Annotated in this window: 23 protein-coding genes and 1 pseudogene; 7 read left to right on the top strand and 17 right to left on the bottom strand. The window is 45.4% G+C overall.

Going from position 1 to position 21,683, the window contains the following annotated elements:
• Positions 1-21: 21 nt before the first annotated feature.
• The 11 genes from OCV62_RS16390 to OCV62_RS16345 all read right to left on the bottom strand — a co-directional run bounded on the left by OCV62_RS16390 (position 22) and on the right by OCV62_RS16345 (position 7,318).
• On the bottom strand, positions 22-381 hold the full coding sequence (locus OCV62_RS16390) for a helix-turn-helix transcriptional regulator (protein ID WP_262588013.1): 360 nt from the start codon (positions 379-381) through the stop codon (positions 22-24).
• 97 nt (positions 382-478) lie between these two features.
• Positions 479-688, bottom strand: a complete 210-nt coding sequence (locus OCV62_RS18825) for a hypothetical protein (protein ID WP_330667442.1) — start codon at positions 686-688, stop codon at positions 479-481.
• Between the two features lie 135 nt (positions 689-823).
• Positions 824-1,030: an ASCH domain-containing protein gene (locus tag OCV62_RS18740; protein ID WP_412954071.1), complete on the bottom strand. Its 207-nt coding sequence runs from the start codon at positions 1,028-1,030 to the stop codon at positions 824-826.
• 90 nt (positions 1,031-1,120) lie between these two features.
• Positions 1,121-1,855 (bottom strand): DNA/RNA nuclease SfsA, encoded by a 735-nt coding sequence (sfsA, locus tag OCV62_RS16380; protein WP_021915295.1) that lies wholly within the window; start codon positions 1,853-1,855, stop codon positions 1,121-1,123.
• An 81-nt stretch (positions 1,856-1,936) separates the two neighbouring features.
• The gene (locus OCV62_RS16375; protein ID WP_021915296.1) at positions 1,937-2,413 is read right to left on the bottom strand and encodes an LURP-one-related/scramblase family protein; all 477 of its coding nucleotides are present in this window, start codon (positions 2,411-2,413) and stop codon (positions 1,937-1,939) included.
• A gap of 24 nt (positions 2,414-2,437) precedes the next feature.
• Entirely contained in the window at positions 2,438-2,809 is a 372-nt protein-coding gene (locus OCV62_RS16370) for an arsenate reductase family protein (protein ID WP_021915297.1), read from the bottom strand.
• A gap of 71 nt (positions 2,810-2,880) precedes the next feature.
• Positions 2,881-3,378 (bottom strand): nitroreductase family protein, encoded by a 498-nt coding sequence (locus OCV62_RS16365; RefSeq protein ID WP_262588009.1) that lies wholly within the window; start codon positions 3,376-3,378, stop codon positions 2,881-2,883.
• 165 nt (positions 3,379-3,543) lie between these two features.
• Positions 3,544-4,572: an alpha/beta hydrolase gene (locus OCV62_RS16360; protein ID WP_262588007.1), complete on the bottom strand. Its 1,029-nt coding sequence runs from the start codon at positions 4,570-4,572 to the stop codon at positions 3,544-3,546.
• A gap of 70 nt (positions 4,573-4,642) precedes the next feature.
• On the bottom strand, positions 4,643-5,290 hold the full coding sequence (locus OCV62_RS16355; protein WP_262588005.1) for an alpha/beta hydrolase: 648 nt from the start codon (positions 5,288-5,290) through the stop codon (positions 4,643-4,645).
• A gap of 94 nt (positions 5,291-5,384) precedes the next feature.
• The gene (locus OCV62_RS16350; protein ID WP_262588002.1) at positions 5,385-6,725 is read right to left on the bottom strand and encodes an MATE family efflux transporter; all 1,341 of its coding nucleotides are present in this window, start codon (positions 6,723-6,725) and stop codon (positions 5,385-5,387) included.
• Between the two features lie 122 nt (positions 6,726-6,847).
• Positions 6,848-7,318, bottom strand: coding sequence for a GNAT family N-acetyltransferase (locus OCV62_RS16345; protein WP_262588000.1), 471 nt, complete (start codon positions 7,316-7,318; stop codon positions 6,848-6,850).
• 312 nt (positions 7,319-7,630) lie between these two features.
• Between OCV62_RS16345 and OCV62_RS16340 the strand changes: the two genes are divergently transcribed.
• From OCV62_RS16340 to OCV62_RS16320, 5 genes are all read left to right on the top strand, one after another.
• Complete coding sequence (locus tag OCV62_RS16340; protein WP_021914527.1) at positions 7,631-7,837, top strand: hypothetical protein; 207 nt, start codon at positions 7,631-7,633, stop codon at positions 7,835-7,837.
• A 242-nt stretch (positions 7,838-8,079) separates the two neighbouring features.
• A complete protein-coding gene (locus tag OCV62_RS16335) occupies positions 8,080-9,420 on the top strand; it encodes a TrkH family potassium uptake protein (RefSeq protein WP_262587998.1) in 1,341 nt (446 codons plus the stop codon).
• A 13-nt stretch (positions 9,421-9,433) separates the two neighbouring features.
• Positions 9,434-10,081 carry a potassium channel family protein gene (locus OCV62_RS16330; protein WP_262587996.1) on the top strand — a complete coding sequence of 216 codons (648 nt, stop codon included), beginning with the start codon at positions 9,434-9,436 and terminating at the stop codon, positions 10,079-10,081.
• A 17-nt stretch (positions 10,082-10,098) separates the two neighbouring features.
• Positions 10,099-12,252, top strand: coding sequence for an ATP-binding protein (locus OCV62_RS16325; protein ID WP_262587995.1), 2,154 nt, complete (start codon positions 10,099-10,101; stop codon positions 12,250-12,252).
• A complete protein-coding gene (locus OCV62_RS16320) occupies positions 12,245-12,946 on the top strand; it encodes a response regulator (protein WP_262587992.1) in 702 nt (233 codons plus the stop codon). The genes OCV62_RS16325 and OCV62_RS16320 overlap by 8 nt, the downstream gene beginning before the upstream one ends.
• Positions 12,947-12,996: 50 nt before the next feature.
• Here the strand turns inward: OCV62_RS16320 and OCV62_RS16315 are convergent, their stop codons facing one another.
• Positions 12,997-13,677 (bottom strand): Crp/Fnr family transcriptional regulator, encoded by a 681-nt coding sequence (locus OCV62_RS16315; RefSeq protein ID WP_262587990.1) that lies wholly within the window; start codon positions 13,675-13,677, stop codon positions 12,997-12,999.
• Between the two features lie 98 nt (positions 13,678-13,775).
• Here OCV62_RS16315 and OCV62_RS16310 point away from each other — a divergent pair, with 98 nt between their 5' ends.
• Positions 13,776-14,495, top strand: a complete 720-nt coding sequence (locus OCV62_RS16310; RefSeq protein WP_262587988.1) for an ATP-binding protein — start codon at positions 13,776-13,778, stop codon at positions 14,493-14,495.
• A 14-nt stretch (positions 14,496-14,509) separates the two neighbouring features.
• A pseudogene (locus tag OCV62_RS16305) lies at positions 14,510-15,058 on the top strand (hydroxylamine reductase); the annotation flags it as partial.
• A 424-nt stretch (positions 15,059-15,482) separates the two neighbouring features.
• Here OCV62_RS16305 and OCV62_RS16300 read toward each other — a convergent pair.
• From OCV62_RS16300 to OCV62_RS16280, 5 genes are all read right to left on the bottom strand, one after another.
• A complete protein-coding gene (locus OCV62_RS16300) occupies positions 15,483-17,045 on the bottom strand; it encodes a GNAT family N-acetyltransferase (RefSeq protein WP_262587986.1) in 1,563 nt (520 codons plus the stop codon).
• A gap of 23 nt (positions 17,046-17,068) precedes the next feature.
• On the bottom strand, positions 17,069-18,136 hold the full coding sequence (locus OCV62_RS16295; protein WP_147365122.1) for a M20/M25/M40 family metallo-hydrolase: 1,068 nt from the start codon (positions 18,134-18,136) through the stop codon (positions 17,069-17,071).
• Positions 18,137-18,217: 81 nt separating this feature from the next.
• Positions 18,218-19,534: a CapA family protein gene (locus OCV62_RS16290; RefSeq protein ID WP_262587982.1), complete on the bottom strand. Its 1,317-nt coding sequence runs from the start codon at positions 19,532-19,534 to the stop codon at positions 18,218-18,220.
• 468 nt (positions 19,535-20,002) lie between these two features.
• Entirely contained in the window at positions 20,003-20,641 is a 639-nt protein-coding gene (locus tag OCV62_RS16285) for a hypothetical protein (protein ID WP_147365121.1), read from the bottom strand.
• A gap of 129 nt (positions 20,642-20,770) precedes the next feature.
• Positions 20,771-21,683, bottom strand: a 913-nt coding sequence (locus OCV62_RS16280) for a DUF4368 domain-containing protein (protein WP_262587979.1), incomplete at its 5' end; no start/stop codon positions are given.

Below are 21,683 nucleotides of genomic sequence, written 5' to 3'. Positions count from 1 at the left end.
TCTTACATCCGTTTTCCACGCTTATTGTACTTCACGTAATAGTTCTTCTGCCGTAGTGTTGAATAATTTTGCAAGTGTAAGCAGATTGGAAGTGCTTGGGTCAGATGCTCCGGTCTCCCATTTAGAGACAGCCTGCCTGCTTACACCGATAGATTGTGCAACAAACTCCTGCGTCATCTTACACTCTTCACGATGCTGCTTCAAAACCTCACCGAGAGATTTCTTGATGCTGGACTTTTCTTTTCTGACATTGCCTGATTTGACATATCTACTCAATGCTCTTATGAGGAAAACTCCCACAGTGATAAATGCCGCTATCACCGCCACCCCAATTAGCAGTACATTACCAAAAACAATAACTCCTAAAAAATCATATTTCACTCTTAATCACCTCTTTTCGTGACTTCATGATAGCGAAATTTCATGGTTGCTACCACCAACTATCACGATATTTCTTTGGTTGCGAACTGTTGCGGAACTAAAATAACACTTTTTTATGTAAAAGGCATATATGTAAATTAATAAAACGACAACTTCCGATTTTTGAGTTTGACGCACGGTCTGCCCCTTTGACCACGGATGCACGATGAAGGCAGCCGTCCACACCACCGCCCAAAAGAGAACTGTTGGCAGCATTGGCGATTGCGTCAACGCTCATTTTTGTAATATCGTTTCTGATAATCTGCATCTTCTCTCAATGCCAGTGCCACCGGTTTTGACCGGGAGGAGGGTTGACCCCTGACCTCTTTTTAGGTTAAAGAGAAAACTGCACCACAGCCTTGACGGGCCATCGTGCAGCGATTTCGTTCACCTGAATTTTGCTTTACCGATATACCACTTCAAATTCTTCCAAGACGCAATCTCCCTTTTCATCGAAATCCAGACCAACGGCCTTATAGTCTGGAGTAAAAGCTCTCCGATGCACTTCGCGCCATTTTTTCAAGCTGCGGTTATCTTCGCCCTCTTTGAAAGCGTGGTCTGCGCTGACTTGATTGAACGGAACAACAGATACTTTTGTATCACGGATGATACACGCCGCCGCAAAACTTCCATATATCGTGCCGTGTATTGCAATTCGTATTCGTTGTACGGCAATATTCCTCCCACATCATTTCTCCAGTCATTCCGACTTCCTCCTCTGTGCCTCCACAAATCTTGAAGTATCTTCCACTACGCCTGTAATTTTTATGCTGTCAGCCTCTACATGGCAGCTGTAGCAGACGATCTGGACCCCCTCCTTGGCAGCCTTCACAAGTGCTTCCTTAAACTCCGGCTGTGCCGCTTCGTTTGGCATTACCCGATGAATTCCATTCATCTGAATCACAAAGGCAATTGAGCAATGATAGCCTTCCTTTGCTGCTTTTGTCAGTTCATGCAAGTGCTTCACGCCTCGCTCCGTTGGTGCATCCGGAAATAATCCGATCCCTAGATGCAAATCATCTGCCAGCGTACAGCCCTTTACTTCTGTCAGGAATCTTTCCCCGTCTCTTTCCATATAAAAATCAATTCTGGATTCCCCATAGGTATATTCTGGCTTCACCAGCTCGTAGTTCAGACTCATTAACTGCTGCTTCATCAAAGCGTTCGGTGCCAGACTGTCGATATTCACCCATTTTAGCTTTGGTTTGTATACAGAAATCAGATCATATGCCGTTTTTCGATTTGGGTTCAATGTCTTCTGCAGTGTTACCTTTGCTTCCGGCATCAGAAGCTCCTGCAAACGCCCTGTATTTTTCACATGAACAATCTGCGGTGCTCCGTCAATCAGCACCTCTGCCGTGAATCGGTTCATTCTGCTGACGAATGTCCCTGCAACTGTATTCTCATAAATGATTGTCGTATTCTGTTTCACCATACCTCTTCCTATTGCTCATCATTCAGACTTTCCCAGAAGGCTTTGACCGGCTTCTGACCCCTGATTCTCTTTGCCGCGCACTCAGTTTGAACTCCGGGAGCATTTTTCCGCGTCGATCGCCAACACGAACATCAGCACCCGCAGTGCGTTCACCGGATTGACAATATCAAGAACATAGGTATCCGTCATATGGAATATTTCTTTTGAAATCACCGCTACCTGCTCTCCTGCTGCCCCGGTAATGGAATAATCCCATTCCAGAAAGCTGCCCTCTACATGCCAGCCACAGCAGTCGATATCATAGCGGGGTTTGAAAAAGGACAGCTCCTTGCTGATACATCCAACGTAGCTGCTGCCCTCATACAGTTCAAACTTCGGCAGCCAGGTCAGGATTTTTTCTTTGACCGTCCCCAGCTCCTGTCCTGACGCATCGAATACTTTCAGGCAGTGTCCCCAGGAAAGCTGCCCTTTTACCACATACACCGTATTGCCGTCTTCATCGTAAATATCGTAACTGTCAAACCACGAAAAAAATCTCTGCCGAAATAACAGTTTCATACCCCAGCTCCTTTCCGCTGTTTCTCATCCTAAGCTGTTTTTTCCTAAAAGCTGCTCTGTCCAGGTTTTTTCAGAAAATCCGGTCAACACCGTTTTCTCTCCGACTACGAGCGGACGCTTCACGAGCATTCCGTCCGTCGAAAGAAGCTTTAGCTGCTCTTCTTCGGACATTTCCAGCAGCTTATCCTTTAATCCCAGCTCCTTATAGAGCATTCCGCTCGTGTTGAAGAATTTTTTCAGCGGCAGTCCGCTCTTTTCATACCACGTTTTGAGTTCCTCATAGGTTGGATTCTCTTCTTTGATCGCGCGCTCTTTGTACTCCACGCCGTTTGCATCCAGCCATTTGAATGCTTTCTGACAGGTGGTGCATTTTTTATAGCATAATACTGTTATCATGTTGTTCTCCGTTTTTGAATGTTTTCGTCATAGGCTCCTGACACGGCTCACGTCCGCACTCGAACTCTGTTTCACTCCAGAAAATGAATCCGCTCCGGATGGAAGCGATCTTCCTGCGCGCGGCTTTCCGCCGGATATCCGAGCGCAAACAGGGAAAATACCGCCACCTCTTTTGGCAGCTCCAGCAGCTTATGAACTTCCTCCATCTGTTCTTCCATCGGAGCGATTCCGATCCACACACCGCCAAGCCCCTGTGCATCCGTTTCAAGCCACATGTTTTCCTGTGCAATCGAAAGGTCAATCTGTGCAAAATCCGGAGCAATCAGCCCTTCCTTCCGATATACAGGCACGATTACGGCCGGTGCGTTTGCTGCACATCCCGCATAGGGTGTCGCTTTGGAAAGCGCTTTAATCTTTTCCGGATTCGTCACCACATAAAATTCCCACGGCTGCTGGTTGCACGCGCTGGGTGCCTGCATACCCGCCCGCAAAATCTGCATCAACTTTTCTTTTTCCACCTGTTTGTCTTCATACCTGCGAACACTGATTCTGTGAAAAATGCTGTCCATCGTTCCTCCTTCTCCTGCTGCTACATGTTTGTATATCTATAATTGACGGATACTCTACGACGGATTTCCCCATCGTTCTGAAGCTATTTTACCATCTTATAAAATGAAATCCAACGAATTACTGTTAGATTTGTCTATTTTGCATAGCAATAGTAATAATTATCATTATTGTTTCCGGTTCGGAATCTCCGAAAGTATTTCATCGGCTTTTCGGATCACTTCTCCCGGCACATTCAAAAACTGCAGCGCCGAACGAAGCGTCATTTCCGAAGTGAGCAGGTTTTCTTTCTGTTCTGCAATCCATTTCTGTGTCGTTTCTTCCACCAAAATCAGCTGTTTCAGGCGTTCCACCGCCATCTGGTTTCCTGCGATCGTGGCAAGCTGGCAGTTCACCGACAGGTACGGATCTTTATCCTTCCGAACCCTGCCCGGACACCGCGGGCTGCTCATTTCTCCGGATGTAAACGCACCGAACACATCCTCCAGCCAGCTGATGCTGTCCTCCACCCAGTGAAGCGTCCGACTGCAAAGCTCTGCCGGATCGGCAATCGACGTTCTCGCCGTAGAGAATCCATGGGGACCGAATGCATACAAATGCAGCTCCGAAGAAATTCCATTTTCATACAGCGCTTCGACAAAACGAAGGCTGTTCATCGCCGATACCGTGGTATCCGTTCCTGTCGCTGCGATAAAACAGGGACAGGTCTGACTGTCCACCGCCTTGTCTGCGCCCGGCGCACCCTTTGCGCAGATTGCTGCCAGCCCTTCTAAAATGACCGGATATGCCAAAATCGCCGCAGCCGGACGGTGCTTCGCCATCGTCGCTGCGCACGCTGCCAGATGTCCGCCTGCCGAAAATCCGATGACCGCGATTTTTTCCGGAATCAGATGCCACTCCTTGGCATGCGCTGCGATCAGCTCCATCGCCTGATCATAATCCTCAAGCGGGTTCGGCCACACCGCATTCTCCCATCCTACGGAATACCGTAACACAAACGCATGATAGCCTGCCCGCAGATACTCCTGTGCCACCGGGTCTGCCTCCCGATCCGAGCAGTAGGCATACGCCCCACCCGGAAAAATAACAACCGCCGGACGCTTTTTCGCACGCCAAAATTCCTGGCTGTCGTCCTGCAGATATGCTGTAAGCGTTACATTCCGTTTTTCATTTAAAATAAATACCTGACTGTCCATAAAACCCCCGTTCTGCAGAAGCCACTGTAAAATAGGCTCCTGAAAAAGCATATCACGGTCTGACCCATGATTACTCGGCCCCCTGATTCCTTATGAGCCACGCAAACCCTTTCGCTGTCCGGATTCCGGCATCTTTGAAGTGATTTCCCGGATTCCATTCCAAAATCGTTCGGATTTTCTGCATCTCTAACAGGTTATGTCCTTCCCGGATACAGTCCCCAACGGTTGCCATCAGCGGATTTCTGGTCCTTTCTTCACGGTTTCCCAAACTCAGATACACCGACTTTGCTCTCATATCGTGTTCTTTCATATATTGCAGAAATCCCGGAAACCAGACAGACGGAGATACTGCTGCAACACCTGCAAAGATATCCGTCTGATATGCCGCCCAAAGAGAGAATAATCCCGCCAGCGAATATCCACCGATATAATACGTTTTTCTGCGATCCACACATTGTCCTAAAAGAAATTGCAGCAGCTCTCCCGCACCGTCTCCGAAACCCTCACTGCCAAAGACTGCAGACGCCTCCCAGGGCGAAAGATCCTGATTCCAATTGTCCACTTTCACCGCAATCAACTGAAAGTCTGCCTTTCCCTGTTTTCTGATCTCGTTTAATTCCGTTTTCATCTCCTCCAGATCATGATCGTCTACCGGCTGAATCAGGACTGTGGAAGCGGAGGGATTTCCGTAGTGAACTATCTGCATCGCATTCTCCATTTCTTCTCTTTTGCACCCTTCCTACTAATACACCGTCAGAAAGAGCAAATAAACTTGCCCATCAGAAAATAATCCGTGCTGACCTCCAAATTTATCAAGATAGCTCCACCTTCTCAGTCGGCCATGATTTTCTGAGTGCCGCATAGGAAACCAGGAAGTTTGCAAGCCAGCCTGCCGGCACCGCAAGCCAAACGAAATCAATGCCAAAACGCGGTGCACAGATCAAAGCCACGGACAGGCGAATCGCAAGGTTGACCATGTTGGCAATAAGGAATGGCCGCATGATCCCGAGTCCGCGAAGAACTCCATCGGTCGCCATTTTGATTCCCATAAAGAGAAAGAAGTAACCAAGCCATCTCATATAATCCCCGGACACCTGATAGGCCAGGGCTGTTCCGTCTTTTCCAAGGAATAGCGAGGAAATCTGTGTGTGCAGCGTTTCAATAACAAGGAAAGCAAGCGCCGCGAAGCACACATCCAATACCAATGCTGCATGGTAACCTTTTTTGATGCGCTGGGTTTTGTTTGCGCCAAGGTTCTGGGAAACATACGGCGAAACCGCATTCCCGATGGACACGAAAATCAGGGAAAAAACATTCTCCACCCGCATTGTTGCCGCATATCCTGCCAGTGCCTGCGTGCCGAAGGGATTTACCACCGCCTGTACAATCATCATACCGATAGACACGGTAGACTGCTGGAGAACCGATGGAACAGCAATTTGAAGCATGGAACACAGCTCCCGCCCGTCAAACCAGGAAAAGGTACTCTTATACCGCCGCATCCGATTAAAAAAAATCAAAAAGGAAAGCACAGCCGAAATGCCCTGTGCGATCAAAGTTGCAAGGGCGGCACCGAACACGCCGAGCCCCAGACCGGCTACCATCCAAAGATCCATCCCAATATTCAGGATGGAGGAAAAGATCAGCAGCCCCAGCGGAATTTTTGATTCACCGATGGCGGTGAACATGGTAGAGAGAATATTGTACATGAACAAAAACGGAAAGCCCACAAAATAGACCCGCAGGTACAGCACTGCTTCCTTCAAAATATCGGCAGGAGTCTGTAAGCCTCTCATCATCCCATGGGAAAACCAAAAGCCAAAGACACCCAGGAGGATACTCAGAACTAAAAAGCTGATCAGAGATGTAGACACAATGGTTTTCATTTTGCCATACTCCCTGGCACCGAAATAGCGGCTCACAAGCACACCTGCACCAACACCAGCCCCCAGTGCCACGCAAATGAAAACATTGGTCAGAGCTGCACAGGCACCAACCGCCGCCAGCGCAGAGGAACCCACAAACTGACCGACGATAATGGAGTCAGCCATATTGTATACCTGCTGAAAAAAGCTTCCAAGAATCATCGGCATTGCAAAAACCGTCAGCGCTTTCAGCGGCGTATCGGTAATCAAATACTCCTCTTTTGACATGATCCTATATCCTCCACAACTTCCTGATTTTTATCTGACTGGATACTCTGTGTCCGAAACTGACCGTCCTGAAACAAAGCGTAGGTCGTGTCCGGTTTTGACCAGCGCCTGACCCAACCGGCTCACAGGATATATTCCATCTGCCGTTCCTTTGTTTTCATACCCATTTTTTCGTAGAAGTGCTCTGCCGATGTGTTTCCTGTCCAGACGTTCAGGGTTACTTCATAGCAGCCCAGTTCCTTTGCCTGTTGCTTCACATATTCAAACAGACTTTCCCCAATGTGCTGCCCTCGTGCCTGCTTGTCAACGCACAGGTCATCAATAAACAATGATTTAAAGGACACCATGTTGGTGGAAAAGGGCTGTTCCCTGAGCTGACAGAAGGCATAGCCCATGCACAAATCGTCCTCATCTACAGCAACATAGACCGGTTTATCCTCCTGCTTCAATAATTCCGTCAACTCACAAAGAGTATATTTGATGGTACCTGGTATAAAAATATCCGGGCGGATCTCTGCATGGATCTGCAATACCTGTCCCAACAGTTCAAGAATTCTTGGGATATCCTTTTTCTCCGCCTTGCGAATCTTCATTTCAAACTTATCTCCTTTACAATTTCGATTTTTCAGGTAAAAAATCTCCGGTTTTGACCGGGGTCTGACCCCTGATTTCTGCGGTCCTCGCCACCGGGATTTTTCCATCGTTTTGAAGCTATTTTACCATCTTATAAAATGAAATCCAACAAATTTCTGTTAGATTTGTCTATTTTGTACAATATTAGTAATAATTATCATTATTATTTCTACAGGTAATATGAGCCTTTTCTCTTTTAAAATCTGCCAGACAGGTATATACTGAAGCTATCAGCAGAGGTGCTGAATTTCAACGAAACGGAGGATACACAGATGTCAAAATTATATACTATTACCTTAAACGGAGTAACGGAGGAGGTTTATAACAAAGCGACGGATTACATCGAGAAGCACGCGCTTCGCTTAAACTACAGACCGGAGGTGTCCACCATCGACGCCGAGTTCCCGGACGATATCGATCCTGCAAAGAGCCCCGAGCTGCAGGAAGCGTACATCCGCAACGTACAGCAGAGACTGTAAGGTTCGGATTCTGACGCGGGACGCTGCATGCGCCTGCAATGTGTGAAAACATACCATAAATTTCGAAAAAGAAAACCTCTCCCGCCGGTTCCCCGACTGCGGAGAGGTTTTTTCTGGTATCCAATAGAATGCGCGCTCTGCCATCTTTATCCAACCTTAATGCGACGTCCCCGTCCCTTATCCGATCTTAAAATCTCTGGCCGTATAAAATATAATTATCACAGAAATAAGGAGCTGCCTTTATGCCAAAGAAAATCATCCGTCGAAAGCACCGTCTTTCGTCTTTTCAAACTATCACATTAGGGTTTGCCGGGGTCATTTTGCTCGGAGCACTGCTGCTGATGCTTCCGATCTCCACAATAGCCGGATGTGTAACGCCATTCAATGAAACGCTGTTTACCGCGACCTCTGCCGTCTGCGTCACAGGACTTGTTGTTCAAGATACCGGAAGCTATTGGTCCGGCTTCGGACAGACGATCATTCTGGTACTGATCCAGATCGGAGGGCTTGGCGTCATAACCGTAGCAGCATCGTTTGCGCTGTTGTCCGGGCGAAAAATCTCCCTGATGCAGCGCAGCACCATGCAAGATGCAATTTCTGCGCCAAAGGTCGGCGGAATCGTCCGTCTGACACGGTTCATCTTGCGAGGAACGTTTTTGATCGAACTGCTGGGCGCACTGGCCATGCTGCCGGTGTTTTGCCATGACTATGGATGGCGCGGCATCTGGATGGCAGTGTTTCATTCCATATCCGCATTCTGCAACGCCGGATTTGACATTCTTGGAACAGAAAGTAATCTCTATCCATCCCTTACCGGCTATGCCGGCAGTCCGACAATCAATATCACGATCATGCTGCTGATCGTAGTTGGCGGCATTGGTTTTTTGACATGGGACGATGTCTGCGAAAACAAGTGGCGGCTTCATCGCTACCGGATGCAGAGTAAGGTGATCCTTGTCACGACAGGTCTTTTAATTCTTTTGCCCGCCGCGTTTTTCTTTTTCACCGACTTTTCCGCGCTTTCTACCGGAAAGCGGCTGCTGGCATCTTTTTTTCAGTCCGTTACGCCGAGGACCGCGGGCTATAACACAGTAACACTATCTGCAATGTCCGGTGCGTCGCAGGGCATAATGATCCTTCTGATGCTCATTGGCGGTTCTCCGGGTTCTACGGCAGGCGGAATAAAAACAACGACACTGGCGGTCTTGCTTGCCAATACTGCCGCAACCTTTCGTCAGCGGGAGAATGCTCAGTTTTTCGGACGTAGGATTGATTTCAGCGCTGTCAAGACCGCCGCAACCATTCTGACAATGTACCTTACACTGTTCTTTGGCGGCGCTGTTTTTATCAGCGTGTATGAAGATTTGACGCTTTCCGCATGCCTGTATGAAACGGCTTCGGCAGTCGGAACAGTGGGATTGACGCTGGGTATCACGCCTCAGCTGCATCTCCCTTCCCAAATAGTGCTGATCATGCTCATGTATCTGGGCAGAGTCGGCGGTCTTACGCTCATTTATGCAGCGTTTTCCGGTAAAAAAATAAACGGCGCAAAGCTGCCGCAGGAAAAAATAATGATTGGATAAGGAGTCTTTACACATGAAAAACATTTTATTGATTGGCGCAGGCCGCTTCGGACGGCATATCGCTATGCAGTTATCTCAGCTGGAGCATCAGATCATGGCAGTCGATACAAACGAAGAACGGATCAATGATGTACTTCACCTCGTCACCAACGCGCAAATTGGAGACAGTACAAACGCGGAGTTTCTTCGCTCCCTTGGCATCAGAAATTTCGATGTCTGCATCGTGACCATTGGCGGCAGCTTTCAGAATTCGCTGGAAACGACGTCGCTTCTGAAGGAGCTTGGCGCGAAGTGTGTAGTGTCGCGTGCAGAGCGGGATGTACATGCAAAGTTTCTGCTTCGCAACGGAGCCGACCATGTGATCTACCCGGAAAAGCAGGTAGCAGAATGGGCAGCAATTCGATATACTGCCGATCATATTTTCGACTACATGGAGATCGACGGGCAGCACGCCATTTTTGAAGTAGAAGTTCCACACGAGTGGATTGGCAAAAGCGTTGGTGAACTGAATATTCGCAGGAAGTATGGCATTAACATTCTTGGCATCAAACATTCCGGAAAAACCGACGTTTCAATTACATCTGATACGGTGCTGTCAGGAGAAATAACCATTTTAGCGCTGGGTGAATATAAGGCGCTGCAAAAGTGTTTCCGGATTTGAACGGACGGTGAAACAATGTGAAAGATGTCATTTTGATCGTTGGGATGGCTCTAACGTTCCTGTTCGGATGGTTTCTGATGAAGCAGCTGGATCGCTTTCTGTACGAAAATCAGAAACGAATCCGATTGGACACAATAGAAACCGCCGCCTTTTGGTGCTATAATACCATCAAAAGAGGTGGTGAAACTGTGCAGAACAATGAAAACAATCTATCAAAAGAGCATATTCTGGTGTGCCTGTCCTCGTCCCCATCCAATGAACGTATTGTACGAATGGCAGGAAAAATGGCGCAGGCATTTTGCGGAAGCCTTACCGCGCTCTATGTGCAGACTCCCGGATACTCTGGCATGAACGCAGAAGATATCGCTCGACTGCAGGCGAATATACGTCTTGCGCAGCAGCTTGGTGCAGAGATCATCACAACACATGGAGAAGATGTACCAACGCAGATTGCAGAATATGCGCGGCTCTCCGATGTGACCAAAATCGTAATTGGGCGCAGCGGCGTGCAGCGACGGCATTTCTGGAGCGAACCGACGCTGACAGAACAGCTCATTACGCTTGCGCCGGAGATGGACATTCACATCATTCCGGATGCGGAGGTCTATAAAAGCTATCCCAGGAAACCACTTTTCGCCGTTCGCCCGGCGCTTCCAACCGCCCGGGAACTGCTTCTGACTGTCGGGATTCTGACAGCCGCTACGATCATCGGATGGTTGTTTCTGCGGCTTGGCTTTGCGGATGCCAATATCATCATGGTTTATCTGCTGGGTGTGCTTCTGACCTCCGCTTTTACCAGCGGATATACCTGCGGCGTGCTGTCCGCCTTTTTGAGTGTCATCTTGTTCAATTATTTTCTGACAGAACCCAGGCTGTCTTTGGTCGCCTATGGAAGCATATATCCCATAACCTTTGCCGTCATGTTCATGGCTGCGCTTTTGACCGGTACACTTGCAGCCAAGCTCAAAGCCCACGCGCAGCTATCCGCACGGGACGCTTATCGCACAAAGCTGCTTTTTGATATGAACAGGCAGCTTCAAAAGGCTGAAACATCTGAGGAAGTTTACCGGATGACCGCAACGCAGATACAAAAGCTCATGCAGCGGAACATCCTGATTTATCCGGCACAGGAAGGCGCGCTGTCCAAAGGGATCCTTTACCCGGCTGACGCAAGCTGCCCCTATAGTGCCCCGGACACAGACCAGGAACAGGATGTGATCGACTGGGTCTGGCAAAACCGGAAACGTGCCGGAGCAACGACACAAAACTTTCCCAAAGCAAAACGACTGTATCTTGCCATTCGTACTGAGCAGCAAATTTACGGCGTTGTCGGGATTCCGATGGAAAAGCAAACGCAGCCTGACGCATTTACATCCAGCGTTCTGTTCTCCCTTCTCGGTGAGTGCGCTCTGGCGTTGGACAACCTGCGAAATGCCAGAGAAAAGGAAGAAGCTGCCGTTCTTGCAAAGAACGAACAGCTTCGCGCTAATCTTCTGCGTTCAATTTCTCATGATCTCAGGACACCGCTGACCTCTATTTCCGGCAACGCCGACACACTGCTGCACAGCTATGACATGCTGGATGAGCAAACACGGAAACAGATTTTTACGGACATTCATGACGATGCACAGTGGCTGACCGAGCTGGTTGAGAATTTGCTCTCCATTACGAAAATCGCTGACGGCAGCGTCAAGCTGCGTCTTTCCGATCAGGTTGTGGACGATATTGTGTCGGAAGCGCTACGGCATATCGACCGAAGATCGACAGAACATCACATCACGGTGGATTGCGGAGACGTGCCGCTGCTGATACGGGTGGATGCAGGACTCATCGTGCAGGTGCTTATCAATCTGGTGAACAATGCAGTCAAATATACTACGGCTGGCTCTAACATCTGCATCACGGCAATCCAGCAAAAAAAAGCGGTTGAGATCTGTGTCAGCGATAACGGCCCTGGTATCCCGGACGAACTAAAGGAGCGTGTTTTTGAAATGTTCTTTGCCGGGGGAAATCCGATTGGCGACAGCCGCCGAAGCCTCGGACTTGGGCTCACGCTCTGTCAAGCCATCATTCATGCACATCATGGCGAAATAACGCTGAAAAACAATTCGCCGCATGGCTGCATCTTTTCCTTTACATTACCACTTAGTGAGGTGAACTTAAATGAATAAGCCACTTATCCTTGTTGTAGAAGATGATACCCCTGTGCGCAATCTGATCACTACGACGCTGAAAACTCACGAATACAGGTATCTTTCGGCGCAAAACGGCGCAAGCGCCGTAATGGAGGCGCTGTCTCACAATCCAGATATTGTGCTGCTTGATCTGGGACTTCCAGATATGGATGGCGTGGAGATCATCCAAAAGATCCGTTCGTGGTCGAATATGCCGATCATTGTAATCAGCGCCAGGACAGAAGATTCCGATAAAATCGGGGCGCTGGATGCCGGGGCGGACGATTACCTGACGAAGCCTTTTTCCGTGGATGAACTGTTGGCACGACTGCGGGTGACGCAGCGAAGGTTAGCGTTGATAAAAGCAGATACGGCAAAGGAAACCCCAATTTTTACGAACGGTGCGCTGAAAATCGACTATGCGGCAGGCTGCGCATATCTTGATGGTGCAGAACTGCACCTAACGCCCATCGAATACAAATTGTTGTGCCTGCTCTCCAAAAATGTTGGTAAGGTTCTGACACACACCTACATTACGCAACAGATTTGGGGCAGCAGTTGGGAAAATGATATTGCTTCTCTGCGAGTATTCATGGCAACCCTGCGCAAAAAGCTGGAAAACGGGAAAGATGGGCAGCAATACATACAAACGCACATCGGCATCGGTTATCGGATGCTGCGGGTCGAGTGAGCAATCCCTGAGCTCAAAACTCTGTGAAAAAAGCTGCCTTTCCCCATCGTCTAAACCCAGTGGGGTTGCGGCAGCCTTATTTCAAAATGATTTCTATTTGTTTTTATAAAGCCTTCTTTTTGTAACTTTGATATCTCCGTAGACATTGCTGCACGATCAATACAAAGATAATCAGCCAGCTGCTGCCGATCAAAAGGAATCTCAAAAGACAATGACGAATGTTTGATAGATTCAGCAGACAGATAGGATAATAATTTATCCCTTGTTGTTCGCTTTCCAACATGTGTGATCTTATCGTTCAGGATCAGTATCTTATTTGCCAGGACACGAACCAGATTACGGATCAGCTTCTGATGATGCTCACATGCAGCTGGACAAGTAACCAGAAGTCTTTGGATATTTAAGAAAATAATTTCACAATCCTCATCCGCTACCACACTGATATTTAAAACAGCTCCCGGGCTTGCTGCATACGGTTCTCCAAAGAAATCACTGGCATGACATTTTGACAAAATATTCCGATGTCCCCAGAGATCTTCCTGCATAACAAGAACACAGCCTGACACCACAAGTCCCATTACCTCGGTAGAATCTCCTGCTCTGAAAATATAGGAATCCCGTTCTTTAGAAACTGCTGTTGCATTTACACAATGCAATATGGATAATATCTCGTTATCTGTAAGACCTTTAAAAAACGGACTGTTTCTTAGGATAGGTAAATATTTTTCCAAAATCATTCCTCCATGTTGGAAATCAAACATACAAGTCGTATTTCACATACTACAATTCTAGCAGAAACAAACATTAAATGCTATGGACGGAGGTTAAAATGTTAAGAAAGCTTATCAAGATCGATAAAGAAAAATGTAACGGCTGCGGTGCCTGCGCAGACGCTTGCCACGAAGGTGCTATTGATATCATTGACGGAAAGGCAGAATTGATGCGAGAACATTTCTGTGACGGACTAGGCGATTGTCTTCCGAAATGTCCCACAGGTGCCATTTCTTTTGAAGAAAGAGAAGCCCCTGCATATGATGAAGAAGCCGTGAAAAAAGCACAGAAAAAACAATTTGCCAAAAACCCGGCAATGTCCTCTCACTCCAGCTGTCCTGGATCTAAAATCATGCAGATTCGGCGAACAGAAACGCCTGAGTCCGAAAAACCAGCTTCTACTGCAGATTCAATATCAAAGCTTCAGAACTGGCCGGTACAGATTAAACTGGCTCCTATTCATGCACCATATTTTAACGATGCAAAACTTTTAATTGCAGCCGATTGTACTGCATACGCTTATGCCAGCTTTCATCAGGATTTTATTCGAAATAAGGTAACTTTAATTGGTTGTCCAAAATTAGATCAGGTAGATTACAGTGAGAAACTGACCGGGATTATTCAAAATAACAATATTCAAAGTGTGACAATTGTAAGAATGGAGGTTCCATGCTGCGGTGGACTGGAGATGGCAGCAAAAAAAGCACTTCAAAACAGTGGAAAATTCATACCATGGCAGGTTGTAACAATCAGTATTGATGGGAAAATTCTGGAGTAGAGGAGACTACAATCATGGAAAAAAAGATGTTTTGTTATCAGCGTGAACAGACAGATACTGCCAAACTACAGGATGAACTGACCGGTGCATTGATTGCTCTTGCAAGAGCAGTCGATGGCGCAGAAATTATTTCCCCAAGAACTTCACAAGTCATACTGAAAGGACTGTTTACAACAATTACAAATGTGAGTTTTGATAATGCAGCCATCGAAAAAATGATACGAGAAGTCAGAGCTGAAAAAGAAAGACTGGTTCCTGACTGCAGCAAATGTCCGTCACCATGCGGTAAAACAGCTGAATACAATATGCAGCAGCTGTGGAATGCCGATGAAGATATCCGTTCCTTAAAGTCCCTTATTCTTTTCGGAATTCGCGGAATGTCAGCCTATGCATATCTCGCAAATGTTCTGGATTACGAAGATGACGAAGTGAATCGATTCTTCTGTGAAGCATTATTTAGGATTGGCTATGAAGAAAGTGTGGAAACTCTGCTTCCTACCGTACTCAAAGTAGGAGAAATCCATCTGAAGTGTATGGCACTTCTTGACAAAGCAAATACAGAAATCTGCTAAAGCATTTGCCGCGCTCTTCGAGAGCGTTTCATTGTCGATAGAATGATGCTCCGATTTCAGATAATCCGAAATTGATTTTGCCGAGAATGAATTTCCCACACTTCTATTGATTTTCACCGATTTTTTCGAAAAAAGACAGAGCAGGATTCGTTCCCACTCTGTCTCATTTTCTTTGTAACTATCTGTTGTTTCATCGTAAAATTTGATACTTATTCTTCCTCAGAACCACTCTTTTTTCTGGCGAAAATTACTGCACCAAACACACTCAACAGAATACAGATTCCGATGATGAATTCTTTGATTCCATGTTGATCGTCAGCATTTCTGTAAATCCAAACTCTCCGTCAGATGCTTTCCTTCTGCCTTATCCTGCGGTGTAGATTTTCCTCCACCGGATCCACCGAAGAAAGACGGATCACAAAAATTCACTTAGACTATGATAGATTTCACCATCGCGCCCTGGCATCGCTTTTGCACACGTCAATGAATTTAAAATAGATTCTTCCACAGCCTCTGCCACCAGCCGGAATACCTTATCAAGTTGATTTTCCGGGAAGTACTTCATCATATGAAACTGCTCTTCTTTCGTATCCGGTATCCCATTCGCATTGGTAAACCCAATAAATACATCCCCACTGCCATGTCCCATAAAAGAACCAGTTCGTATCAACCCAACTGCTGCTCTTTTTAAAACTCTCTTTAACTGTCTCTCTCCAAGCGGCAGATCAGTCCCCACAATGACCATGATGGAACCCTTATCCTCTTTTGCACTGTTTTGCATTTTCGTGCATATCTGTCTGCCAACCGGTACGCCGGCAACGGTAAGATCTTGCGTTTTTCCAAAATTAGACTGCACCAAAACACCGATTGTATACTCTTTACCGCCAAACGTTAAAATTCTTGATGCGGAACCAATCCCACCCTTTAATCCAAAACAGACTGTTCCTCTTCCGGCACCGACTGCCCCCTGCTTAAAGTTTTTTTCTGCGTGCTCGATTGCGAAAAGTACATCTTCTGCCTCTATTACCCGTTCTGTGATCTGATTAATTCTAGAGTCATTCGTCTCTCCTACTACTGGATTAACGCTTACTAACTCTTTACCGTTCTTCCTGCATTCCTTTTCCGTAAATGTGACAAGCCCATCTGCTGCCTTTCCTACATTTAGTGTATTCGTCAGTGCGATCGGCGTCTCTAATACACCGAGTTCTTCAATCTGAACCGTTCCCTGCGTCTTCCCAAAACCATTTAATGCATAAACCGCTGCAAGTGGCTTCCTTTCATAGACAAACCCATCACATGGTATGATCACTGTAACACCAGTCTGGTTTTTTCCCTTCCTCACCGTATAATGCCCAACCTTTACTCCCGGCACATCCGTGATCGTATTGCGAATGCCGCACTTGCCATTTCCTATCGTATATCCATATGCACGGATTCCCTTTCCCGTAATTTCTTTCACAAAATATAAGGTATCAATTCCCTCGCCTCTGTCATTTTTCAGACGTGTTTCACAGTGAAAATCCATTTTTTCCATCAGGTGCAGCTGTGCTTTATTCGTACTCCAGGTCCTAAGTGCCATTACCGTATATCTGCTGCTTTCTTCCACATATTCTTTCGCTTTCTGATATAATACCAGTGCTAGCCCCTGGCCTCTGTACTCTTTTCTGATACAGAGTGTGGTAAAATAACAGATATCCCTGTAATCTTTTAAAGCCTCACATTCTTCCATCGAACGAAATGACAGAAAAGCAATGATTTTCTTCTCTCTTTTTAATAAAAGTGTATGCTGTTTTGCCACCTCATTAAAGTAATTTCTGACACCGTCACCAGATTTTTTCTCCCATGTCTTTTGAACAGTGCTTCCCCGCTCCGATAACGGCGGTTCAAAATCCTTATCACACTCTGATAAAATAGCATACACCTCGTTTGCTTCCCATTCATCCTCTAACTTATCTCTGAAAAAAAATTCATCCTTCATTTGTTCTGCTCCTATCTGCACCGTCAATGCTCTTCTGTAACTGTTTCAAACACGCCTACTGCAATTTGAAATCCTTTTGTTAAAGATTCCGGGTTAATCCATTCTTCTAATGTATGCGCACCCGCTCCTTCTATGAGTCCAATACACAGAGACGGAATTCCCATAGCTAGCGGTATATTACAATCCGTGGACGCCTGCCCAAATGCAGGTCGTTTTCCGGTAACTTTTTCTATCAGATCGCTGCACTTTTGTGCTATCCGCATAATTTTTTCTGTATCGACCACTCCCATGCAGGGACGTTCTCCTATCTTTTTACATTCAATCTGAACATCATCTGTCTTACGTTTTTTTAATGTTTCATACAAATAGTTCTCGCATTCCACCAGGGCTTCTGCCTCATCCGAACGTGCTTCATACAGCATACTGCACTCCTGCGCAATCGTATTTACCGATGTCCCTCCCGAAATGACTCCGGCATTATATGTAGTATGCCCGGCGCCAACAGGCTGATAACCGTACAGTTCATGAATCAGTGCTGCCATTTCCGCAACTGCACTTTTATTGCCAAAATCAAGATAAGAATGTCCTCCTTTCGTCTTTACTACAATTCTATAACGATAAGAACCGACACTCGATGTATAGATATGATGCGTGTACAGATCAAAGCTGGTTACCCATCTTAAACGATTTCCATAGGACTCCATCAGTTTACGGCTTCCTGCAAGATTTCCAAGTCCTTCTTCCCCAACATCAAATACAAACCATACACCACAGGACCTTTTTTTCACTTTTTCATGGACATATTTGATCAGCAGCAATAATATTGCGGCATTTGCAGTATCATCTCCAATTCCCGGACAACACCACTTCCCCTTTTTTTCCTTTATCATCAATTCTGTTTCTTCCGAAAATACGGTATCTAAATGAGCCATAAACATACAGTTATTCTTTCCAGATTGGATATTCCATGGCACGATCACATTTGTGCATTCGTCTGACAGTACTTCTTCTATTCCCTGCGCCTGAAGCCATTCCACGCAATATTCTGCTCTCTTTTTCTCATGTCCCGTCGGTGCTTTTATCAGTGCCATTTCCCTTAATGTCTGTTCTAATAAAGTTTTCTGTTCTTTGATATACTGCTGTATACTCTCCAATACATCTACCTTCTTTCTCTATTTACTCCGTATCATTATACCACCACTATAACACCATTCCACCCCATATGGTCTGCATGCCCGGTTTAAATATTCTAATATTGCAAGTGCTTCTATCTCATCTGCCACATACGGCAAATTCTTTTTGTATCTTTCCTTATAAAATCCAAGGCTTACCGGCAAAAGTTCTGTTTTTACACATTTTCCGTCTATAATCTCAAAATACGGAATAACCGTCTGATAAACTTCCGGTATCGTATACAGAGTTTTCTTTGCCTTAGCACTTCTTTTTGCAATTCCTTCTGCCCCGGATGCAGATTCCGGCAACCCGTATTTTTCCATATAATCAGCAGGAAGATCCCGCACAAACTCATTTTCAAATATAAAATTACCAAGACAGTAAAAAATAGGACAGTCCTTATAAAACTCAATTCCTTTCATCTGATGTGTTCCACTTCCGACCACGGCACAGGCACCGGCATCAATACAGGCATGTGCAAATTCCTCCATAAAATAATCTGCTTCATATTCCTGATCGGCTTTTATCTCATGCGAATGTATCATGATAACCACCGCCTCACAGGTATACAATGCCTCTTTTATTCCATTTAATGTTCTTTCCACATCCCGTTTATCAGAATAACTCCATCGTCCTTCCTGCTCATTGCTATCCACAATAGTAAATTCCATCGTTCCAAATTCCATCCGGTTCTCTGCAAGCGACGGTATAAACCCCTGCGCACGATGTTTTTCTCTCAAACTGTTAAGTCCTGTATTTTTATTGATTTCTTCCAGATATGCCGCATGTTCTTTTGTGATCTTGTAAAGATTATGAGTCCGCAACGCATTTAATCCCGGTCGTCCCGGGATTCTTGGGGTCTGGCTCCCTGCTCTCGCAGCATTTTCAAATGTTGAACAGATATCGATTACCCCAACTCTTCCATTTTTTGTCTCTATCATTGCAGGTCTTGCTGCCTCATATAAATTTTTTCCACTCCCCGCATAAAAAAATCCTGCTTTATTTACATTGTCAATGGTCATATTCAGACCTTCATAAGAATAATCCATACTGTGATTGTTTGCTAATCCCAGCATATTAAATCCATATCTTTTGATATCCAAAAGACAGGATTTATCCACAGTCAGCCACGTTCCTCCTGAAAATGCAGAAGCAAAGCAGGTCCCATCTGTGACTGTGGTCTCTAAATTTGCCATTCTGATATCACCACGTTTGATATACCGGCTGATTTCTGCTATTCCGTCATTTTCCCTTGGGATTTTTTTTGTGATCAGAATATCTCCGGCTGCCGTAAATCTGATAGGTTCTTTTTTCATCTGGATCTTCCTTCCCATATCTATACAATCACCAATTCTTTGTTTTGCATTTCCTCTATCAGATATAATACCATATCGTGCTGTCTTGTCTCATTTTTTCTTCTAAAACCATGACACCACACGATCTAACCCTCCTTCTCCGGCTAACAGCCACATTCCGTCCAGTTTCATTCGTAAGATATCCCTGCATTTTACCATACAAACACCTTCTTTTCTATTGAATCAAAAAAGCGCCAGAACCCCCCTTAGTTCCAACGCCTTTGTCAATAATTTTTATCATTTGCATGTAATATAGTCGATAGCTATATTTTTGTCAATATCCCGCTGTTTCTATATTTCAATAAATGTTTCTGCCGGGACTTTTACGTTTTGTCGTCTGTTTCGTTCCGTTCGAGATTCATCAGGTCAAAATCGACATATTCTCCATTGATTTTGAAAAAATGGGGAAACGAATATTTCCCTCTTCTATTAACTTATGTCTGTTGCATTTTGGCGTTTAATCCATAATACATACGTTTGATATATTACTAGACAATGTATTGCTATCTCAAGTACAAGTCTAACCGTGCTATTCATAGACAGATACTGGTTTGCATGAACTATAAGATTATAATTGGAATAAATGATGCGGAACATTCCCCAAATCGCAACCAAATAAATTATTATAGAATATATCTTACTTTTCTTACCCAAAACAAAATAAGCGAATGTTGCTACAGCACCAACTATATTTGGGATAATTAAAACAATCCACCATAAAACAATCTGAACATTTGAATAAATTACCATATTTCCAGTTCCAGTAATACAGGTCGCAGCAAAAAATGCAGTAATGACGGCACCCATCCTTTTTGGTGATAGCATTCCTCGTATAGCATTAACAAAACCATACGCAAAGGAAACAATCTGAATAAGCAATGCCAATACATTTATTACAATCGCTTGAATATCATTATAATCAATCATCTCTGATTGCAACGGGAATCTAATTATAATGTCCACAATAGTGATAAAAAATGAAATTATCACAAACGCATAAAGAGCTATCATTATGTTATTGACGCTCTTCTTTTCAATAACAGGGTTACGTTCTACTACTTTTTCCATTTCTTTTCCAGATAACAGGTCGTCAAGACTCATTTCCAGAATCTGCGATATTTTTTTAGTAGTAAGTAAATCAGGGTAACGATCCCCCGTTTCCCTTAATTAAAGATATTGTTGGGTAAAAAAGAAAGGTCAGTCGATTTTGCCGATGAAGCGGTAGTAGATTTCTACTTCCTGTTCACGGCTTCCGTCCTCGCCCTTGACAGCTTCGTGGACGGTTATTTTTTCAATTAGAGTGTTCAGAAGTTCGGCGGTCAGCTCCACAGGGTTGACATACTGTTTCATTAGGGCAATCCACTTTTCAGCATCCGCTGCGGTCTGTACGGCGGCTTCCATCGTTTCGTGAAGCTGTCTTATTTTTGTTTCAAGCTCCTTTTGCTCGTTCTGGTACTTCTCGGACAGCATATTGAAGTTATACTCGGTTATGCGTCCGGCAGACCAGTCCTCATACATTTTAGCAAACAGCCCATCAACCTCGGCTTTACGCTTCTCTGCCTTTTTCAGCTCCGCAGCCTGCTTTTTCTTTGCAGAGTTTCTTTCCCTGTCGCTGGCATTGAGCAGGCGTTTCAGTAGCTTGTCCTCGTCTTTCTGTGCCAGCATAGACCAGTATTGCAGTCTTGCAAGTACATAGGCATACAGTACATCATAGCGGATATAGTGCATGGAACACTGGCGTAATCCCTGTCCGTTTTTGCTGCAATGGTAGTACCCGTATGGGTTTTTGTTCTGCTTGTTTTCCCCATAGGCTAAAGACCATCCGCAGTCTGCACATTTTATCAATCCTGCGAAAATCTGTGTCGTACCGTTTCTGCGTTTCCTGCGTCTGCTTGCAATCAGCTCCTGAACTTTTTGGAACACTTCTTCAGAAATGATGGCTTCGTGGGTATTTTCCACACGATACCATTCTTCCTGCGGCTTCCGCACCTTTTTCTTGTTCTTGAATGAAATGTTGCTCTGCTTGTTGTGAACGCTGTGACCGATGTAGGTTTCCTCTTTCAAAATGCTCTTGACCTGTGCAATCGTCCACGCATAGGCTTTTTCTGCG

This window comes from Gallintestinimicrobium propionicum, from assembly GCF_025567525.1.
Taxonomy (GTDB): domain Bacteria; phylum Bacillota; class Clostridia; order Lachnospirales; family Lachnospiraceae; genus Gallintestinimicrobium; species Gallintestinimicrobium propionicum.
This window is presented reverse-complemented; position numbering and strand designations above follow the sequence as displayed.